General features: G+C 73.3%; 17 protein-coding genes. 12 read left to right on the top strand and 5 right to left on the bottom strand.

Annotated elements, in window-relative coordinates; translation table 11 throughout:
• From ETD86_RS26510 to ETD86_RS26480, 7 genes are all read left to right on the top strand, one after another.
• Positions 1 to 246: biotin transporter BioY (locus ETD86_RS26510; protein ID WP_211370325.1), on the top strand; the 246-nt coding region annotated here is incomplete at its 5' end.
• An 88-nt stretch (positions 247 to 334) separates the two neighbouring features.
• On the top strand, positions 335 to 1,702 hold the full coding sequence (locus ETD86_RS26505; RefSeq protein WP_138668881.1) for a class I adenylate-forming enzyme family protein: 1,368 nt from the start codon (positions 335 to 337) through the stop codon (positions 1,700 to 1,702).
• Position 1,703: 1 nt separating this feature from the next.
• Positions 1,704 to 2,993 carry a thiolase family protein gene (locus ETD86_RS26500; protein ID WP_138668880.1) on the top strand — a complete coding sequence of 430 codons (1,290 nt, stop codon included), beginning with the start codon at positions 1,704 to 1,706 and terminating at the stop codon, positions 2,991 to 2,993.
• A 58-nt stretch (positions 2,994 to 3,051) separates the two neighbouring features.
• Positions 3,052 to 3,726, top strand: coding sequence for an energy-coupling factor ABC transporter ATP-binding protein (locus ETD86_RS26495; RefSeq protein ID WP_138668879.1), 675 nt, complete (start codon positions 3,052 to 3,054; stop codon positions 3,724 to 3,726).
• Positions 3,723 to 4,328, top strand: a complete 606-nt coding sequence (locus tag ETD86_RS26490; RefSeq protein WP_138668878.1) for an energy-coupling factor transporter transmembrane component T family protein — start codon at positions 3,723 to 3,725, stop codon at positions 4,326 to 4,328. Before ETD86_RS26495 ends, ETD86_RS26490 begins: the two co-directional genes overlap by 4 nt.
• A 49-nt stretch (positions 4,329 to 4,377) precedes the next feature.
• Positions 4,378 to 4,740, top strand: a complete 363-nt coding sequence (locus tag ETD86_RS26485) for an ArsR/SmtB family transcription factor (RefSeq protein WP_138668877.1) — start codon at positions 4,378 to 4,380, stop codon at positions 4,738 to 4,740.
• Positions 4,727 to 5,344 (top strand): SRPBCC family protein, encoded by a 618-nt coding sequence (locus ETD86_RS26480; RefSeq protein WP_138668876.1) that lies wholly within the window; start codon positions 4,727 to 4,729, stop codon positions 5,342 to 5,344. The genes ETD86_RS26485 and ETD86_RS26480 overlap by 14 nt, the downstream gene beginning before the upstream one ends.
• Before the next feature lie 141 nt (positions 5,345 to 5,485).
• Here the strand turns inward: ETD86_RS26480 and ETD86_RS26475 are convergent, their stop codons facing one another.
• Positions 5,486 to 8,434, bottom strand: a complete 2,949-nt coding sequence (locus tag ETD86_RS26475) for a hypothetical protein (RefSeq protein ID WP_138668875.1) — start codon at positions 8,432 to 8,434, stop codon at positions 5,486 to 5,488.
• Positions 8,435 to 8,662: 228 nt separating this feature from the next.
• On the opposite strand from ETD86_RS26475, the gene ETD86_RS26470 reads away from it, so the two are divergent.
• The gene (locus tag ETD86_RS26470; RefSeq protein ID WP_138668874.1) at positions 8,663 to 9,301 is read left to right on the top strand and encodes an NAD(P)-dependent oxidoreductase; all 639 of its coding nucleotides are present in this window, start codon (positions 8,663 to 8,665) and stop codon (positions 9,299 to 9,301) included.
• A 6-nt stretch (positions 9,302 to 9,307) separates the two neighbouring features.
• Here ETD86_RS26470 and ETD86_RS26465 read toward each other — a convergent pair whose 3' ends face one another.
• Entirely contained in the window at positions 9,308 to 9,640 is a 333-nt protein-coding gene (locus tag ETD86_RS26465; protein ID WP_138668873.1) for a YnfA family protein, read from the bottom strand.
• 67 nt (positions 9,641 to 9,707) lie between these two features.
• On the bottom strand, positions 9,708 to 9,995 hold the full coding sequence (locus ETD86_RS26460) for a YdeI/OmpD-associated family protein (protein ID WP_138668872.1): 288 nt from the start codon (positions 9,993 to 9,995) through the stop codon (positions 9,708 to 9,710).
• Between the two features lie 292 nt (positions 9,996 to 10,287).
• On the opposite strand from ETD86_RS26460, the gene ETD86_RS26455 reads away from it, so the two are divergent.
• Entirely contained in the window at positions 10,288 to 11,232 is a 945-nt protein-coding gene (locus ETD86_RS26455) for a helix-turn-helix transcriptional regulator (protein WP_138668871.1), read from the top strand.
• Here the strand turns inward: ETD86_RS26455 and ETD86_RS26450 are convergent.
• Together ETD86_RS26450 and ETD86_RS26445 are read right to left on the bottom strand one after the other, a co-directional pair.
• The gene (locus ETD86_RS26450; protein ID WP_138668870.1) at positions 11,220 to 12,383 is read right to left on the bottom strand and encodes an SWIM zinc finger family protein; all 1,164 of its coding nucleotides are present in this window, start codon (positions 12,381 to 12,383) and stop codon (positions 11,220 to 11,222) included. The genes ETD86_RS26455 and ETD86_RS26450 overlap by 13 nt on opposite strands.
• A complete protein-coding gene (locus ETD86_RS26445) occupies positions 12,380 to 15,166 on the bottom strand; it encodes a DEAD/DEAH box helicase (protein ID WP_138668869.1) in 2,787 nt (928 codons plus the stop codon). The genes ETD86_RS26450 and ETD86_RS26445 overlap by 4 nt, the downstream gene beginning before the upstream one ends.
• Before the next feature lie 101 nt (positions 15,167 to 15,267).
• On the opposite strand from ETD86_RS26445, the gene ETD86_RS26440 reads away from it, so the two are divergent.
• Genes ETD86_RS26440 through ETD86_RS26430 form a run of 3 tightly spaced genes read left to right on the top strand, consistent with a single transcriptional unit; the run spans position 15,268 to position 17,616 of the window.
• Positions 15,268 to 15,885: a DedA family protein gene (locus ETD86_RS26440; RefSeq protein WP_138668868.1), complete on the top strand. Its 618-nt coding sequence runs from the start codon at positions 15,268 to 15,270 to the stop codon at positions 15,883 to 15,885.
• On the top strand, positions 15,869 to 16,981 hold the full coding sequence (locus ETD86_RS26435) for a sensor histidine kinase (RefSeq protein ID WP_138668867.1): 1,113 nt from the start codon (positions 15,869 to 15,871) through the stop codon (positions 16,979 to 16,981). The genes ETD86_RS26440 and ETD86_RS26435 overlap by 17 nt, the downstream gene beginning before the upstream one ends.
• On the top strand, positions 16,972 to 17,616 hold the full coding sequence (locus tag ETD86_RS26430; RefSeq protein WP_138668866.1) for a response regulator: 645 nt from the start codon (positions 16,972 to 16,974) through the stop codon (positions 17,614 to 17,616). Before ETD86_RS26435 ends, ETD86_RS26430 begins: the two co-directional genes overlap by 10 nt.
• Positions 17,617 to 17,660 lie beyond the last annotated feature (44 nt).

Genomic DNA, 17,660 nt, shown 5'->3' with positions numbered 1-17,660 from the left:
GTCCAGCTCGTGCTGGCGTGCCTGGCGGGCGGGGTCGGGGTGGTCTATCTGTTCGGCATTCCCGTGCAGGCCTTGGTCACGGGGGCGTCGCTGGGCACCACGGCGTGGTTCGCCCTCGCGTTCGTGCCGGGCGACCTGATCAAGGCGGTGCTGGCCGCCTCTGTGGTCAGGGGCACGCAGCGGGCCTACCCGGACGCGGTGCCGGCCGTGTACCGGGAGCGGCTGCGGGCCGGCGGGATGCGTTGAGCGGCGCCCTTCCAGCCGAGGACGCGTTGAGCGCGCCTCACGCGTTGAGACATGTCAACGCGGCCCCGAGTGTTGAGGCGGCGGGCCTGTGCCGGTAGCCGACCACGTCCTGCGGCACGCCGCCGTGCGTCCGGGCCGGGCGGCGCTGCGCGGGCCGCTCGGCGAGCTCACGTACGGCGAGCTCGCCGAGCGTGTCAGCGGCGCCGCCCGGCATCTGCTGCACCGTGGTGCAGGCCCGGGGTCGATGGTGGCGATCGGGGTGGCCGACCCGGTCGCGATGCTGGTGAGCGTGCTGGCGGCGGACCTGGCCGGTGCGACGCCACTGGTGGGCGAGCACACGTGGGACCGGCGGCGGTGGGCGCGGATGATCGGCGCGGCGTCGGTGGACGCCCTGGTCGACGCGCCGCTGCCGTACGTGCCGGGGCCTGCCGTCGAGCACGTGGCGGCGCCGGGCGACCGGGCGTGGGCGTGCTTCAGCTCGGGCAGCACGGGCCGCCCGCGTGCCGTCGTCCGCACGCGCGCCTCGTGGACGGCGTCGTTCCCGCACCTCGACGAGCTGGCCGGAATCGGATCGGGCGACGTCGTGCTGGTCCCGGGGCCGCTGTCGTCCTCCCTGTACGCCTTCGCGGCCGTGCACGCCCTGGCCACCGGCGCGACGGCCGTCGTGCCGGGCCGCCGGCCCGCAGGGTCGCTGCCCGCCTTCCTCGAACAGGCCACGGTCGTGCACCTGGTGCCGCACCTGCTGCCCGCCGTGCTGGCCGCGCCGGGGGCGCTGCGCACGGCCGTGGTCGGCGGGGCGGCGCTCGACCCCCGATGGCGGGCGGCGGCGGCGCGGGCCGGGGTGCGGGTCGTGTCGTACTACGGCGCGACCGAGCTGTCGTTCGTCGCCGCGGACACCGACGGCGGTGGGTTGCGCCCTTTCCCGGGCGTCGAGATCGAGGTCAGGACCGCTCCGGGCGGCGAGCTGGGGGAAGTGTGGGCGCGGTCGCCCTGGCTGGCCGAGGGTTACCTGGGCGGGGCGGCGGGTCCGCTGCGGCGTGACGGCGACGGGTGGATGACCGTGGGGGACCTGGCGCACCCGTACCGGGAAGGTGAGGCGCTGCGGCTGCGGGGGCGCGGCGACGGCGCGATCCAGACCGGCGGCGCCACCGTCGTGCCCGAGGACGTCGAGGAGGTGCTGAGGAAGGTGCCCGGTGTAGGGGACATCGTGGTGATCGGCTCGCCGCACCCGTCGCTGGGCTCGGTGGTCACGGCCATCCTGGAGGCCGACGGGGACGGGCCGCCGCCGCGGGCGTTGCTGGAGTCGGTGGCCAGGAGCGGGCTGGACGTGGCGCAACGGCCGCGCCGCTGGTACGCGGTGGCGAGCCTGCCCCGCACCCGGGCGGGCAAGCCGGCGCGTGCCCTGGTCGCGGCCCGCCTCGCCGCCCACGACCCCGACATCCGGCGGCTGACCTGACATGGCCGCCACACCCATCGACGCACTGGCAGACGGCGACCAGCCGGGCACCGCGAGCGCCCGCCGCGAGCTCACGAGCAACCACCCGGCCACCGCGAGCGCCCGCCGCAAGCTCACGAGCAACCACCCGGCCACCGCGAGTACCCGCCGCGAGCTCACGGGTGACGAGCCGGTGATCGTGGCCGCCCGGCGTACGCCCATCGGCACGGCCGGGCACGCGTTCAAGGACCTGACCGTGGACCGGCTGGCAGCGCCCGTGATCGAGGCCGTGGCGCGCGATGTCGCCGGGCGGCAGGTGGACGACCTGGTGATGGGCAACTGCATGGGTCCGGGCGGCAACGTGGCCAGGGTGGCGGCGCTCGCGGCCGGGCTGGGGCACGCGGTGCCGGGGGTCACGGTGGACCGCCAGTGCGGCAGCGGGCTGGCCGCGATCCTGGTGGCCGGTCAGGCGGTGCGCGCGGGGGAGATGGACCTGGTGATCGCGGGCGGGGCGGAGAGCGCGTCGACCGCGCCGCTGCGTACCCACCGGGGGGCGGCCGAGCCGTACGCCCGGGCCCCCTTCACGCCCGGCGGCCACCCCGACCCCGACATGGGCCCGGCCGCCGAGGCCCTGGCCGCGGCGCGCGGGATCACCCGCGAACGGCAGGACGCCTACGCCTGCCGCAGCCACGCCGCCGCGCTCGCCGCCCGTGCGGCGGGCCGCTTCGCCGAGGAGGTCGTCCGCGTCGGCGGCCGGATGGATGATCAGCGGCCGCGGCCGCTGCGGCCGTCGTCACTGGCCCGGCTGCCGGCGGCGTTCGTGGCGGGCGGTACAGTGACGGCCGGTAATTCCTCCCCGGTCAGCGACGGCGCCGCGGCCGTGGCCATCGTGCCCGAGCGGTTGCGCGCGGGACTGCCGGGGATGCGGCTGGTGGCCGGGGCGGTCGTCGGGTGCGATCCCGAGCTGCCCGGCTGGGGGCCGGTGCCCGCCGTACGCCGGGTGCTGGCGCGTTCGGGGGTGGACGTGGCGCGGATCGCCGCGGTGGAGATCGTGGAGGCGTTCGCGGCGCAGGTGCTGGCCGTCACCGACGCGCTCGGGCTGGACCCGCTGAGCGCCGACGGCGAGCGGGTATGCCCCGACGGCGGCGCGCTGGCACTGGGCCATCCGTGGGGCGCCACCGGCGCGGTCGTGGTGACCCGGCTGTTCACCCGGCTGGTGCGCGCGGGCGCCCCGCCGGGGACGCTCGGCCTGGCCACGGCCGCGGTCGGCGGTGGCCTTGGCGTGGCCGCCCTGTTCGAAGTGGTGATGTGAGGTTGATCGAGTTCGCCGACGTGCGCGTGTGCTTCGGCCGGCGGGTGGTGGTGTGACGATGATCGAGTTCACTGACGTGCACGTGCGTTTGGGCTCGCGGAACGTGTTGTGCGGCATCACCGCCTCCCTGTCCGAGCGGCGCGTGGGCGTGGTCGGGGCCAACGGCTCGGGCAAGAGCACGCTGGCCCGCCTGATCAACGGCCTGGCGCTGCCGACGTCCGGCAGCGTCACCGTGCTGGGCATGGACACCCGCCGCCACGCCGCGAAGATCAGGCGCGGCGTGGGGTTCCTGTTCACCGATCCGGACGCGCAGATCGTCATGCCGACGGTGGCCGAGGACGTGGCGTTCTCGCTGCGCCGCAGGGGCCTGCCGCGGGCGGAGGTCGAGCAGCGCGTGGCGGACGTCCTGGCCAGGTACGGCCTGGCCGGTCACGCCGACCACCCCGCGCACCACCTGTCCGGCGGGCAGAAGCAGCTGCTCGCGCTCTGCTCGGTGATGGTGCTGGAGCCGGACGTGCTGGTCATGGACGAGCCCACCACGCTGCTGGACTTGCGTCACTCCCGCCAGGTCGCCGAGCTGCTGCGGGAGCTGCCCCAGCACGTGGTGGTGGTCAGCCACGACCTGCCCTTGCTGGCCGACTTCGACCGGGTCTTGGTCCTGGATCAGGGCCGCGTCGTGGCCGACGGCACGCCCGATGAGGCCATCGGCCACTACCGGAAGATCATGTCGTGAACGGGCTCACCGGCGCCTACGTCCCCGGCGCCTCCCCGCTGCACCGGCTGCCCGCCGGCGCCAAGCTGGCCGGGCTGGCGCTGGGGTGCGCGGTGCTCGTGCTGCTGCGCTCCCCGCTCGCCCTGGCCGGGGCGGCGGCCGTGGTGGCGGGCCTGTACGCGGTGTCGCGAGTGGGGGTGACCGCGGCCTGGGCGCAGGTGCGCCCGGTGCGCTGGTTCGCGGTGGCGCTGTTCGGCATGCAGTGGATCTTCGTGGATCTGACGGGCGCGACCACCACGACCCTGCGCGTGGTGGTCGCGGTCGCGCTGGCCGGCCTGGTCACGATCACCACCCGCACGTCGGCCATGATGGCCACGCTGGAACGCTGCCTGGCGCCGGCCAGGTTCGCGGGCCTGGACCCGTTCCGGCTGTCGTTGCTCCTGTCGCTGACCGTGCGGAGCGTGCCCGTGCTGGCCGAGCTGGCCACCCGCGTGCGGGAGGCCCAGCGGGCGAGGGGGGTCGAGCGCAGCCTGCGGGCCTTCGCCGTGCCACTGGTGGTCAGCGCGCTGCGGCACGCCGACGCGCTCGGCGAGGCGCTGAGCGCCCGTGGCCTGGACGACTGACCCTTATCCCAGGTTTGACTTATATAAGTAATCCCTGAATAATCGAGGGGTGCACGCATTCGACGTCCTCGGCGATCCTGTCCGGCGCCGGATCCTGGAGTTGCTGGCCGACGGAGAGCAGAGCTCCGGCGAGCTCACCGCCGTCATCCAACGCGAGTTCGGGATCTCCCAGCCGGCCGTCTCCCAGCACCTGCGGGTGCTGCGCGACAACGGGTTCGCCAGCGTGCGCGCCCAGGGCACGCGGCGGCTCTATGCCGTCGAGCCCGGACCGCTGCAGGAAATCGACGCGTGGCTGGAGCTCTTCCGCGGCTTCTGGAGCCAGCGCCTGGACGCGCTGGCCACGGAGTTGGCCCGCGGCAAACGCGAACGCCGTATGACTGGCGAGACGAGGGACACTGATGGACTTGGTTGACGAGATCACCCGGGCGCATCGCGAGCTGCTCGACGGGGAGCTCAAGGTCATGACCTTGAGCCGGCGCTACGACGCCGACGTCGAGGACGTGTGGGACGCCTGCACCACCGCCGAACGCCTGAGCCGCTGGTTCATGCCGGTGACCGGTGACCTGCGGCTGGGCGGGAAATACCAGTTCGAGGGCAACGCGGGTGGCGAGATCCTGCAGTGCGAGCCGCCGGGCTTCCTGAAGGTCAGCTGGCAGTTCGGCGAGAACCCCGGCTTCTCCGAGGTGGAGGTACGCCTGTCCGCCGAGGACGGCGGCACCCTGCTGGAGCTGCGCCACACCGCCGAGGTGCCGCCCGAGTTCTGGGCCATGGGCGGTCCCGGCTCGGCAGGGGTCGGCTGGGACCTCGGGCTGCTGGGCCTGAGCTTGCACCTGGCCGGCCTCCCGCAGTTCGACGAGAACACCTTCCACCAGACCGACGAGGGCCGGCGCGTCATCGTCGAGAGCAGCCAGGCGTGGGGCCGCGCCTACGAGGCGGCGGGCGGCCCGCCGGACCAGGTAGCCGCCGCCGTCGCCAACACCACGGCGTTCTACGCCCCCGAAGATCAGCCGTCCTGACGACGCCCAGGTGGTCGGCGTCGCCTCCGCCGGGTTCCGGAGAGCCGGGGCCCGGTCTCCCCATGGGCTGCCAAGGCCGGCCGCCGTGCTCGGCCGCAGGACTGAGCCGGGCCGGCTGGATCTCGAGTGCGGGCCGGGCGGTCAAGGGCGGGATGTGGGGGACGGTGTGCTCTGCTCGCCGGCGTTGCCCACCTGGGTGGTTGGGAGCGGGGCGATGACGTTGTTGACCAGCGCGGTTGCGGCCGTGGTGGCGATGGCGATGGCCACGGCGATCAGTGGTGCGCCCAGCGTGCGCAGCATGCGGACGCTCCTGACGCGCGCCCACGGCTCACCGGCCAGCCGCATCAGCCGCCATTCCCACCACAGACCGAGCCCGATGCTGACGGCCGCGATGTTGCCGATGGCGACGAGCGTGCCGATCAGCGCCTCGTCCGCCGTGGACTGCGGTGTCGCGATCGGCGTGGTGACGGTGGCGAGCGTCTGGACGTAAAGGGGTAGTTCGGCGAGGAGCGCGGCCACCAGCAGCGCGAGCGACTTCGCGATCGGGTTGCCGCCGCGCACCCGCGGATAGAAGTAGCCGAAGATCATGCTGAGGGCGGGCAGCGAGATCAGCGCCAGGCCGGCCAGGAGAAGCCTGATGTCCCCGCTGCGCCAGCTATCGGCGGAGACCATGATGCGTACCGTCGAGAAGGGCAGCGAGAGAAGGGTGCCCATGGCGAGCGCGGCGAGCGCGTTCTGCCACGGGGTCCGCCCGGCGACGGTGGCGAGGGCGTGGTCGGAGTCGACGGGCCCGGCGCGTTCGTCGCTCGCCCGTTCCAGCGCCGCACGCTGCTCCTCGAAGGTGTCGGGCGAGCTGTCGGCGGCCGGTCCCTGCCGCAGCAGGCCGGTGAGGGAGAGGCGGACGGAGCGGCGCCTGATCATGTCCCGGACGAGGGTCCGGTGCTCGTCCTCGGACACCGGCGTCGCGGACACCGGCGTCGCGGTCACGGTGCCCGCCGCGGTGGCGCGCGGCAGCAGCCAGGCGATGCCGGCCCAGGCCAGCAGCAGCGTCAGCCCGAAGTACTCGGTGTACACCGCGGCCGGTCCGCGCAGCAGGAGCAGGAAGAGCAGGGCCGTGTAGTAGGCGGTCGTCGCGCTCACGGCGGCGATGTCCTGGCCGATGCGACGTACCCGGACGATGAGCGCGGCCATGGCCAGCAGCAGCGCGCCGCCCATCGCGAAGGAGGAGATCGAGGCCAGGATCTGTCCGAGCCGCTCGGCGGGCCATCCCACCGTGGACCACTCGGGAAGGACCGCGTAGGACTGGACGCCGATCGTGACCGGCACGGTCACCGCGCATAGGGCCGCGGCGCGCACGGACCAGCGGTGGCTCGCCTGGGTGACCCAGCCGATGGCCAGGACGGACAGGGACACGGCGAGCAGCGCGAACCACACCATGGGGCCGGGGACGATCCCGTCCGCGACGACGCGCCCGGCCAGCAGTGTGCCGGCGGCGAGCGTGACAAGCGCGAGGGCCGGCAGCGCGCGCCGCCACCGGGGGAGCGCCGCCACCACGCCCGTCGCGACCGCGACGGCGACAGCCACCCACAGGACGGCCGAATTGCGGGTGAGCATCCATAGTGCCCAGAGCAGGAGCAGGATGCCGGTGGCCGCCGCAGCCCCGGCCGCCACCAGTCCCGGACGGCCGTTCCGCACGGCCCGGGTGGCCGAGACCAGCGACAGGAGCGGGAGGCTGGCTATCAGGGTCGCCATGACGATCCCGGTTCCGCTCCATTCGTCGAGGACAAACACGCCCGGCGGAGACAGGATCGCGACGTAGATGACCAGCGGTATGACCATGAACATCCAGTTGCGGCGGCGTCGCCACCAGGCGCCCCCGAGCGCCCGGACGAGGGCGTAGAGCAGCACCAGCAGGGCCGCCACCGCGGAGACGTTCCGCAGCGCCGTCCAGCTCCGCGGAAGGAACTCGGTCTCGGGTCGAACGATCAGAGCGTCGTAAGGCTCGCTGCCGTCGATGTAGGAGCTGATTGTTCCCTCGTAGGTGAGATAACCGGCCACGGGTCCGGCCTGGCCGTCCTTGAGGAAAGCGGCCTTCATCGAGCTCCGGGCATCGATGCGCAGATTGTGCCGGTCCTGGCTCAGCGGCGGCGAACCGCGCGTGCCGCCGACCGTCCAGCCGGTGGCGGAGACGACGAGCTCGTGCGCCGTCAGGGGAAGCACGTCCTCGCCGTCGGGCAGCGAGAACTCGACGCCTACGAGGCCGCCGCGGTCAGGGTCGGCGAAACCATAGGTCCGGCCGGTGAAGGTGACGACGGCCTGACTCGAGCCCCGCTCCAGTTGTACGGCGGGAGCGGCGAAGACGACCGGCAGCTCGTGGGAGTTCGCGTCCGGGACGACCATGCCCAGCCTGGCCTCGGCGAACAGATCGGGCAAGGCAGCGCCGGCGCCCAATCGCAGGGCGGCCACGTCAGGATCGTCGGCCGGCACCCGGAGCTCATGCTTGACCGTGAACTCGTAGGGAATGTCGTCCGGCTCGACGTCCCTGGAGGTGGTGGTCTCCGCCAACGGGTGAGTGCGCCAGGCGCCGGGTGGGGCCTGGGTCAGCGTGACGTACGTGGTGGCGATCCGCGCCGGTGCGGACGGGGTGGGTGTGGCCGTGCCCTTCGTGACGACGAGCTGGGCGCTGCCGACCTGGATGTCGTCGTCGCAGCTGACGATCACCCGGTACCTGCCGGGGCTGAGCTTCTCTTCGAGCTCGACCTCGCCGGACACGCCCGTGGCGTCCCGGGTCAGGCTCATGTTGTCGGGGAAGGCGTCGGAGACCGCGACGGCGGTCGGGGTCGGGCAGGAGGCGCTCACCCGCACGGCATCGGTTCCGGCCGGCACCTGTGGCGGGTCGAGGGTCACGCGCAGCGGGGCGGGTGATTCGATGTCCGTGGGCTCCGCGGTGGCGTACTCGTCGGGCAGAGGCGGTACGTCCATGCGCGTCACCGCCAGCAAGCCGCCGGCGGCCGCCAGGAGCACGACCCCCACGCCCAGCCACCGTGCCCGCCGGCGCCGCGGCCGGGACACCTCTGACGACACCCCCACACCACGCATGATCAGGCCCAAGCCCACATGTCAGGGGGAGATATGCGGAATCGTGATCATCATGTTGAACACGTCCTCCTGGTCGCCGAGGGCGCGTGAGCGTCGTCCCATGGACCAGGGCGGCCGGGAGCCTTCTCCGGCAACGTCAGCGGCGGCGGCCCACCGGCCGGGCGGCGCCTCCTCGGAGTAGGATGGGTGAGTGAATGTTCACTAACCTCGGGAGGGCTCATGAGGCTCGTCGTTTTCGGCGCGACCGGCGGCATCGGGCTGGAGCTGGTCCGCCAGGGGCTCGACCTGGCCCATGAGATCACCGCCGTCGTGCGCTCGGCATCCCGGCTGCCCGCCGAGTTGCAGGCGCGGGTCGACGTCGTCGAGGCCGATGTGATGGACCCCGACGCCATCACGCCGGCGATCAAGGACCGCGACGCTGTGATCACCGCGATCGGGCCACGCCGGCAGGGCCCGGCCGACGTCCACTCCGCCAGCGTCGCCTCCATCGTGGAGGCCATGAGACGGGCGGGGGTGCGGCGGCTGCTGACGGTGGGTGCGAGCGGCATGGTGGCCGACGCGGGCGACGGCCTGTTCACCCGGTACGTGCTCAAGCCGCTCATCGTGCAGCGGATGTTCGGGCAGTCCTACGCCGACCTGGCCGCGTCCGAGGAGCTGGTGCGGGCCGCCGATCTGGACTGGACGATCGTGCGGCCTTCGAGGCTGACGAACGCCGGGCGTACCAACCGGTACCGCACGGCCAGGGACCTCAGTGTGCGGGGCGGCATGAGCACCACCCGCGCCGACGTGGCCGACTGCATGCTGGAGCTGATCGGCGACCGTACGTCGGTGCGCCACGTCATCTCGGTGGCGTCCTAGAGATGCTCAGCCGCGGGGCGCGTACATGATGACGGCGACGCCGATCAGGCAGATCAGCGCGCCGATGACGTCCCAGCGGTCGGGGCGGAAGCCGTCGGCCACCATGCCCCAAGCCAGGGAGCCGGCGACGAACACTCCGCCGTAGGCGGCCAGGACGCGGCCGAAGTTCGGGTCAGGCTGGAAGGTGGCCACGAAACCGTAGGCGGCCAGGGCGAGCATGCCGGCGCCGATCCACAACACGCCGCGTTGCTCCCGCCAGCCCTGCCAGACCAGCCAGGCACCGCCGATCTCGGCGAGTGCGGCCAGGACGAACAGGGCTATGGAACGCAGCACGACCATGGCGATCACCTTACGGGGAGACGCCCGGGCCATGCCCCGGCGTGCGGGGCCTTGGCCCGGCGGCATCTCATGAGGTGGTGTGCGGGTTTTGGCCCCAGAGGCCGTTCGCCCGGGCGCGTTCGACGGCCGCCAGGCCCGGCGGGCGCATCCGGCCTTCACGGTGGAGGCGCTCGACGCGGGCGATGTTGGGCTGGGACCACGGGCTGCGGGCGCGGCGGGGGCTGAAGCGCTGCAGGTAGGTCGCCGCGTCGCGGGAGCGCGCCAGGCCGTCGATCCAGCCGTAGCACAGCGCCTCCTCCAGCGCCTGCCCGTAGGTGAGGGTCGTCGGTTCGGTCGTGCCCTTCTTGGCGATCACGAGCCACACCTCGCTCTCGCTGTCGTGGTGGCCGGCCAGCCAGTCCCCGCCACGCGGCGGCGTCGGTGAAGATGGTCATGACGTCTCCTTGAGTGCGGCGCGGACGCCCAGGTAGTGCGAGTTGCACATCAGGCCGAGGATGTTGTCCCAGGGATCACGGAGGCGGTGATGAAGCCTTCGCCTGGTGGTGCATCCGGGCGGCATGGGCGGTTCCTTTCGCCTCGGGTTGATGTGACCATCCTCTCTGGCAAAGTGCTCATCAATTGAGCACTTTGTTTGCGACGATGAGGACATGCGTGCCGACCGTCTCGTTGCCGCCCTGCTGCTGCTCCAGGCCCGTAGCCGGGTGACCGCCGCGGAGCTGGCGGAGGAGCTGGAGATCTCCGTGGCCACCGCCCGCCGCGACCTGGAGGCCTTGTCGGCCGCGGGCATCCCGGTGTACCCGCAGCAGGGCCGCGGCGGCGGCTGGCAGCTCATCGGCGGTGCCCGTACCGATCTGAGCGGTTTGACCGCGGCCGAGGCCCGGGCGTTGTTCCTGATGCTGGGCCCGGCGACGACCGCCGCGTCCCCGCTGACGTCGGCGCTGCGCAAGCTGATGCGGGCCCTGCCCGCGACGTTCCGCGCCGACGCCGAGGCCGCGGCCCGGGCGGTGGTGTCGGACTCGGTACGGTGGGGCGAGGTCGGCAAGGAGCTGCCCGGGCTGGTCGGGGACCTGCAGGGCGCCGTGGTGGGCCGGCGGAAGGTGCGGCTGGCGTACACCGGCAGGGGCGGACGCGCGACGGAGCGGCTGGTGGATCCGCTGGGGCTGGTCGACAAGGACGGCGTGTGGTATTTGCTGGCCGACACCGAGAGCGGGCGGCGCACGTTCCGCGTCGATCGCATCGCCGGCGCCCAGGTGACGGATCTGCCGGCCGAGCGGCCCGACGGCTTCGACCTGTCGGCGGAGTGGGAGCGGGTCGTCGACGAGGTCGAACAGCGGCGCTCGCTGGTGTCGGCGGTGGTGCTGATCCGGGATCGGCACGTGCGGGTGCTGCGTGATCAGTTCGGCCGCCATTGCGAGGTGCTCGGGCCGGAGGCCGGCGGCCGGGTCCGGGTGCGGGTGGCGGCGCCGATGGCGTTGTCGATCGCCGAGCATCTGGCCGGGTGGGGCGCCCAGGTCGAGGTGGTGGAGCCGGAGCAGGTCCGCGCCGAGCTGGCCAGGATCGGCGCGGAGCTGGTCGCGCGTTACGCCTCCTGAGCGTGGTGGGTGAGTGCCGCGGGGTCGCGTTCGGGAGGGCCGGCGGGCCACCAGTGGCCGTCGCGTTCGACGAACGGGTACCAGCGGCCGTCGCGACCGTAGCGCAGCTGCAGTGAGCCGAGGGTCCAGCGGTTGCGCCACGCCTCGATCCCGGGCGGCCGCTCGCCTTCCCAGCCGGCCTCCAGCTGCGCCCGCGCCCTGGCGAGGTCCCGCCGGGGTGGTGTCCAGGCCGACTCCAGCACCTCCAGGCCGTCGGCGCCGCCGTGCCGCCAAGCCGCCACAGCGGTCTCGAGGCCGAGGTCGAGGTCGTGTTCGGCGGCCAGGCGCACCCGGTCCTGGTATTCGGTCAGCTCGGGGAGGCGGCCGCGGGCCAGCAGCTCGCCGGCGCGGGTGGCGGCGGAGGCGGCCAGCACGCGCAGCGCGGCCACGTCCACCCGGGCACCTGACTTCGTACCGACCCCGGGCTCCACATCGAGGCCCGGCTCCAGGGCGGGCGGGGCGAAGGCGACGTCGGAGGGTGGCGGGTCGGGCAGTGGCGGCACGCCGGTCGCGAACGCCTCCGCCGCGGCCACCCCGCGTGCGGCCTCGGCGGTGTCGGGGACGTCGCGCCGCTGGAGCGCCTCGATCAGCTGCCGTTCGCCGCGCCCGCGCATCAGCAGCAGCACGAACGGGTCGGCGTCCAGCAGCCATGACACCTGGTAGCACAGGGCGGCGGCGTGCTCGCACGGGTGGCCCCAGTCGGGGCAGGGGCACTCGGGCTCCAGGTCGCCGACGGCGGGCAGCAGCGGCACGGCGGCGTACTCGGCGGCCTCGACCAGATCGTGCGGCATGTCGCGGTCGAGCAGCGCGGCGATGTGCCCGCTCTTGGCGGCGACCTGGTCCAGGAAGCGTTCCCACTCGGCGTCGGTGAGCTGCTCGACGCGTACGACGGTGTCGTACTCGCTGTCGGCGACGGCGGCGATGCGCCCGGGACTGACCGTGATGGGGCCGAGCCGGCCGGTCTTGGCGTACGCGCGGCCCTTGCGCAGCAGGTTGTGGTCGAGCGAGGTGTCCTCCATGGCCTTGACCCAGGCGCGACCCCACCAGGTGGTGGCGAAGCGGGCGCCGGCGCGCTGCGGCGGGAAGGCGGCGAATCCGCGTGCGGCGTTCATCTCAACTCCACGAGGGCGGCCAGTTCGGCGTCGGCCAGCTCGGTGAAGGCGGCCTCGCCGGAGGCGAGCACGGCCTCGGCGAGCGAGCGTTTGGCTTCCAGCATCTGGGCGACGCGGTCCTCGATGGTGCCTTCGGCGATCAGCCGGTGCACCTGGACGGGACGGGTCTGGCCGATGCGGTAGGCGCGGTCGGTGGCCTGGTCCTCCACGGCGGGGTTCCACCAGCGGTCGTAGTGGATGACGTGGTCGGCGCGGGTGAGGTTCAGCCCGGTGCCGGCGGCCTTGAGCGACAGCAGGAACACCGGGGCCTGGCCGTCCTGGAAGCGGCGGACCATCTCCTCGCGGCGGGCGACGGGGGTGCCGCCGTACAGCAGCTGGGTGGAAACGCCCCGATCCGTCAGGTGTTTGTCGATGAGGCGGGCCATGGCGACGTACTGGGTGAACACCAGCACCGCGCCGTCCTCGGCCACGATGGTGTCGACGAGCTCGTCGAGCAGCTCGAGCTTGCCGGAGCGGCCGGTCAGCCTGGGGGCGCTTTCGTGCAGGTAGTGGGCGGGGTGGTTGCAGATCTGCTTGAGCCCCGTCAGCAGCTTGACGATGAGGCCGCGCCTGGCCATGCCCTTGGCGTCCGCGATCTGTCGCATGCTCTCCCGCACCACCGCCTCGTACAGGCCGGCCTGCTCGGTGGTGAGCGCGACCGGCCGGTCGGTCTCGGTCTTGGGCGGCAGCTCGGGCGCGATGCCGGGGTCGCTCTTGCGGCGGCGCAGCAGGAACGGCCCCACCAGCCGCGACAGCCGGGCGGCGGCCGCGCCGTCGCCGGATTCGACGGGTTTGGCCCACCGCGCCCTGAACCGGGCGAGCGGGCCGAGCAGGCCCGGCGTGGTCCAGTCGAGGATGGCCCACAGCTCCGACAGGTTGTTCTCGACCGGGGTGCCGGTCAGCGCGACACGGGCGGCGGCGGGGATCTCGCGCAGCGCCTTGGCGGTGCTGGAGGCCGGGTTCTTGACGTGCTGGGCCTCGTCCGCGACGAGCAGGTCCCAGGGATGCGCGGCCAGGCGGGCCGCGTCGAGCCGCATCGTGCCGTATGTCGTCAGGACGAATCCTTCGTCGGCCAATGTGCGGCCGGCGCCGTGGAAGCGTCGCACCGGGACGCCGGGCGCGAACCTGGTGATCTCCCGTTCCCAGTTGCCCAGCAGCGACGCCGGGCACACCACCAGCGTCGGGCCGCCGCTGTTCCTGTGCAGGTGGAGCGCGATCAGGGTGATGGTCTTGCCCAGGCCCATGTCGTCGGCCAGGCAACCGCCGAGCCCGAGCGAGGTCATCCTGGCCAGCCAGCGCAGCCCGTGCAGCTGGTAGTCGCGCAGGGTGGCGGCCAGCCCGTCCGGTGGGCCGATCTGCTCCGGCTCGGCCAGCCGGTCGCGCAACTCCCGCAGCCAGTCGGTGGGCTCCACGGGCACCTGCTCGCCGTCGACCTCGACCGACCCGGTCAGCGCGGCGCCGAGCGCGTCCAGGCCGGTCAGCGGCTTGAGGTCGCGCTGGCGGGCCTTGCGGGCCAGGTCGGGGTCGATGAGGACCCACTGGTCGCGCAGCCGTACGACGGGCCTGTGCGCTTCGGCCAGGCGGTCCATCTCGGCGGCCGTCAGCCGCTGCTCGCCCAGGGCGAGCTGCCAGTTGAAGCTGGTCAGGTGGTGGCCGCCCAGGAAGGACGGCAGGTCGGAGGGTGCCGCGTCGCGCTCGCCGATGACGGCGGTGGCGGTCAGGCCGCGGACCAGCGACCTGGGCCAGTGGACCTCTACGCCGGCCGCCGCGAGCCGCCCCGCGGCTCCGGCCAGCAGGTCTTCCACGTCGCCGTCGGACAGGGCGAGCTCGTCCGGCACCGCGTTGTCGAGCAGCCGTTCCAGCCGCGGCCAGGCGCGGGCCGCCCGGCGGATGGCGAGCGTCGCGTCGATCCTGGCCCGGGCCCCGAACCCGGGATCTTTGCCGTCCCACAGGTCGGCCGCGTCCACCACCAGCGACGGGTCGGCCAGGCTGTGCAGCTGGACCACCGCGCGGAACTCGGCCAGCGCCAGGTCGTCGGCCTCCAGCCGCAGCGACAGGCGTACGCCGGCGTCGAGCCCGGCCGACACCTCCTCGGCCCAGCGGCGCAAATGCGGGACTTTGACGGGTTTGACGGCGGCGTAGGCGGTGGTGCCGGTGGCCCGTACAGCACCGGGCGAGCGCGGCATGGCGTCGGCGACCGCATCCAGAAACGCTCGCACCAGCCCTTCGGCATCGGGCAACCAGAGCCCTCCGTCGGCCCGCCCGTCGCCACGGGCGCCGGCGCTCGTGACCCGCTCGTCGCCTGGATCGCCGCCCGGTGCGGTATCGGCCGGCGTGGCCAGGGGGACGGCGCGGGCGGTGGCGGGCATGGCGGCGGCCAGGTCGCGGATGCGCTGCACGTCGGCCGCGTCCAGGGGGCCAGCACGCCAGGAGTCGTGGTCGCCGGCCGTCACGCCGGGCAGGATGCGGCCGCGGGTGACGAGTTGGAGGGCGACCAGCGCGGCGGCGCCCCACAAGCGGGCGGCGGGATGGGCCTGGTCGTCCGCGCGGGCTCTGGCCAGCGCCGCCACCGCGGCCGCGACGGGCACCCGGGTGGCGGGGACCCGGCGGGCGCGGAAGGTGCCGGCGTGCTGCTCGGCCACGGTCACGGCCTCGTCCCCCGCGGGGTCGAGGAAGGTCACGTGGCCGGACCTGGGCGGGTCGCCGGGTTCGAAGACTGCTGCGTGCCTCACCAGATCCGTCATGACCGTACAGTGTACGGTACGGGATGGGTGTGGTTTACCACAGTGCCGATCGGGCACTCGCCTCATTCCGGGCATATCTGATCTTCCATAGCCTTAAGACCATGACTGACTGGCTCGTTGGACTGATGGAGACTCTCGGGGCACCTGGGGCGGGCCTCGCGATCGCGTTAGAGAACCTGTTCCCGCCCCTGCCCAGCGAGGTGATCCTGCCGTTGTCGGGCTTCACCGCCAGCAGGGGCGAGATGGACCTGCTGGCGGTGCTGGTGTGCACGACGCTGGGCTCGGTGGTCGGCGCGCTGGCGCTGTACTGGGTGGGCGCGCTGCTGGGCCGCGAGCGCGTGCATGCGATCGCCGCCCTGCTGCCGCTGGTGAAGGTGTCCGACATCGAGAAGACCGAGGCGTGGTTCGCCCGCCACGGCCGCAAGACGGTGTTCTTCGGCAGGATGATCCCCATCTTCCGCAGCCTGATCTCGATCCCCGCGGGGGTGGAGCGGATGCCGCTGGCCACGTTCACCCTGCTGACGACGGCCGGCAGCCTGATCTGGAACACCATCTTTGTGCTGGCCGGCTATTTCCTGGGCGAGAACTGGTCGCTGGTCGAGGCCTACGTCGGGATCGGCACGAACATCGTGATCGCCATGGTGGTGGCGGCGGTGCTGGTGTTCGTCGGTGTGCGGCTGGCTGAGCGACGCAAGGGCAGGCATGCGTCTCGCCGTTGAGGGCCTGCGGCAGCTGGGCGCGGTGACGCTGGGCGCCGTCACCGCGCCGGTCGGCCTGGCGTTCCTGCTCGTGGCGCTGCCGTTCGCGGGCCGCCCGAACGTCGGCGCGGCGGCCCGGCGGCTGGCTCGGCTGGAGGCGCGGCGGCTGCGCCTGGACACCGCCGCGCTCGACGCGCTCACCGGGACCGATGGGCGGCCGCTGCGGTACGTGGCCACGCGTGTGCCCGTGGGGCTGCTGGGCGGGATGGTGATCACGCTCATCGTCTTCGGCGCGTGGCAGGGCGGCCAGCTGGCATGGGCGTGGATACGCGGCGACACGTTCGACGGGATGGCGCGCTCGCTGCCCCTCGCCCTTTACACCGGCACGTTCGGGGGCGTGCTGCTGTTCCTGGCGCTGACGGGCGTGGTGGGCGTGCATGTGCTGGAGCGGCGGCTGGCGCTGCGGATGCTGGGTCCGGACCGTACCGAGGCGCTGGAGCGCAGGATCGCCGAGCTGGCCGAGAGCCGGGCCGGGATCGTGGCGGCGGTCGACTCCGAGCGGCGCCGTATCGAGCGCGACCTGCACGACGGGCTGCAGCAGCGGTTGGTGGCGCTGTCGATGCTGGTCGGGCGGGCCCGGCGGGGGCGGGCCGACCTGCTGGAGCAGGCGCATCAGGAGGCGCAGCAGGCGCTGGGCGAGCTGCGTGAGGTGGCCTGGCGGGTGTATCCGAGCGGGCTGGACTCCCTCGGGCTGGGCGAGGCGCTGGCGGGCGTGGCCGAACGGTCGAGCGTGCCGGTCAAGGTGGCGTGCGACCTGCGCCGGAGGCCGCCGATGGCGGTGGAGACGGCGGCGTACTTCGTGGTGTGCGAGGCCGTGACGAACGCCGCCAAGCACGCCGGCGCCGAGCTCATCACGGTCGAGGTGCGCGAGGAGGGATCAGAGGAGGAGACTGTGGTGGTCGTACGGGTGCGGGACGACGGGGCGGGCGGCGCGAGCCCCGCTGGCGGCGGGCTGTCGGGGCTGGCCCGGCGGGTGGCCGCGCTGGACGGCGCCTTCGAGGTGGACAGCCCGGTCGGCGGGCCGACGACGATCACGGCGGTGCTGCCGTGCGGGTGATCCTTGCGGAGGACTCGACGCTCCTGCGCGAGGGCCTGGTACGGCTGCTGCTGGAGGAGGGCCACGAGGTGCCGGCCGCGGTGAGCGACGCCGAGGCGCTGGTGTCGGCGGTGGCGGCGGACGAGCCGGACGTCGTGGTGGTGGACGTACGCATGCCGCCGACCCACACCGACGAGGGACTGCGGGCGGCGCTGGAGATCAGGCGCCGCTGGCCGGCGGTCAAGGTGCTGGTGTTGTCGCAGTACGTGGAGAAGCGTTACGCCACCGAGCTGATGAGCGCCGACGTCGAGGGTGTGGGCTATCTGCTGAAGGACCGGGTGGCGCAGGTGGGCGACTTCCTGGACGCGCTGGAGCGGGTGGGCGCCGGGGGAGCCGCGTTCGACCCGGAGGTGGTGCGGCAGCTGCTGGCCCGCACCACGCAGGTGGATCCGCTGGCGCGGCTGACCGTCCGGGAGCGGGAGGTACTGGAACGGATGGCGCAAGGGCTGACCAACGCCTCGATCGCCGCGGCGCTGCACGTGTCGCAGAGCGCTGTGGAAAAGCACGTCAACTCCCTGTTCGACAAGCTGGGCCTGTCGCACACCAGCGGTTACAGCCGCCGCGTGCTGGCCGTGCTGCACTTCCTGGAGTCCTGAACCGCCGGCCGTGTGCTCATCGCTGCGACCCCTCGTTGATCGTG

This window comes from Nonomuraea turkmeniaca (assembly GCF_005889735.1).
Lineage (GTDB): Bacteria > Actinomycetota > Actinomycetes > Streptosporangiales > Streptosporangiaceae > Nonomuraea > Nonomuraea turkmeniaca.
The sequence above is the reverse complement of the archived record's forward strand: the minus strand, read 5'-3'. Positions and strand labels throughout refer to the sequence as shown.

Bases quoted from the DNA above. Each gene is read 5' to 3' on its own strand.
- ETD86_RS26500 (WP_138668880.1), top strand. From the start codon at position 1,704: ATGGCCGCCACACCCATCGACGCACTGGCAGACGGCGACCAGCCGGGC.
- ETD86_RS26495 (WP_138668879.1), top strand. From the start codon at position 3,052: ATGATCGAGTTCACTGACGTGCACGTGCGTTTGGGCTCGCGGAACGTG.
- ETD86_RS26480 (WP_138668876.1), top strand. From the start codon at position 4,727: ATGGACTTGGTTGACGAGATCACCCGGGCGCATCGCGAGCTGCTCGAC.
- ETD86_RS26470 (WP_138668874.1), top strand. From the start codon at position 8,663: ATGAGGCTCGTCGTTTTCGGCGCGACCGGCGGCATCGGGCTGGAGCTG.
- ETD86_RS26465 (WP_138668873.1), bottom strand. From the start codon at position 9,640: ATGGTCGTGCTGCGTTCCATAGCCCTGTTCGTCCTGGCCGCACTCGCC.
- ETD86_RS26455 (WP_138668871.1), top strand. From the start codon at position 10,288: ATGCGTGCCGACCGTCTCGTTGCCGCCCTGCTGCTGCTCCAGGCCCGT.
- ETD86_RS26450 (WP_138668870.1), bottom strand. From the start codon at position 12,383: ATGAACGCCGCACGCGGATTCGCCGCCTTCCCGCCGCAGCGCGCCGGC.
- ETD86_RS26445 (WP_138668869.1), bottom strand. From the start codon at position 15,166: ATGACGGATCTGGTGAGGCACGCAGCAGTCTTCGAACCCGGCGACCCG.
- ETD86_RS26440 (WP_138668868.1), top strand. From the start codon at position 15,268: ATGACTGACTGGCTCGTTGGACTGATGGAGACTCTCGGGGCACCTGGG.
- ETD86_RS26435 (WP_138668867.1), top strand. From the start codon at position 15,869: ATGCGTCTCGCCGTTGAGGGCCTGCGGCAGCTGGGCGCGGTGACGCTG.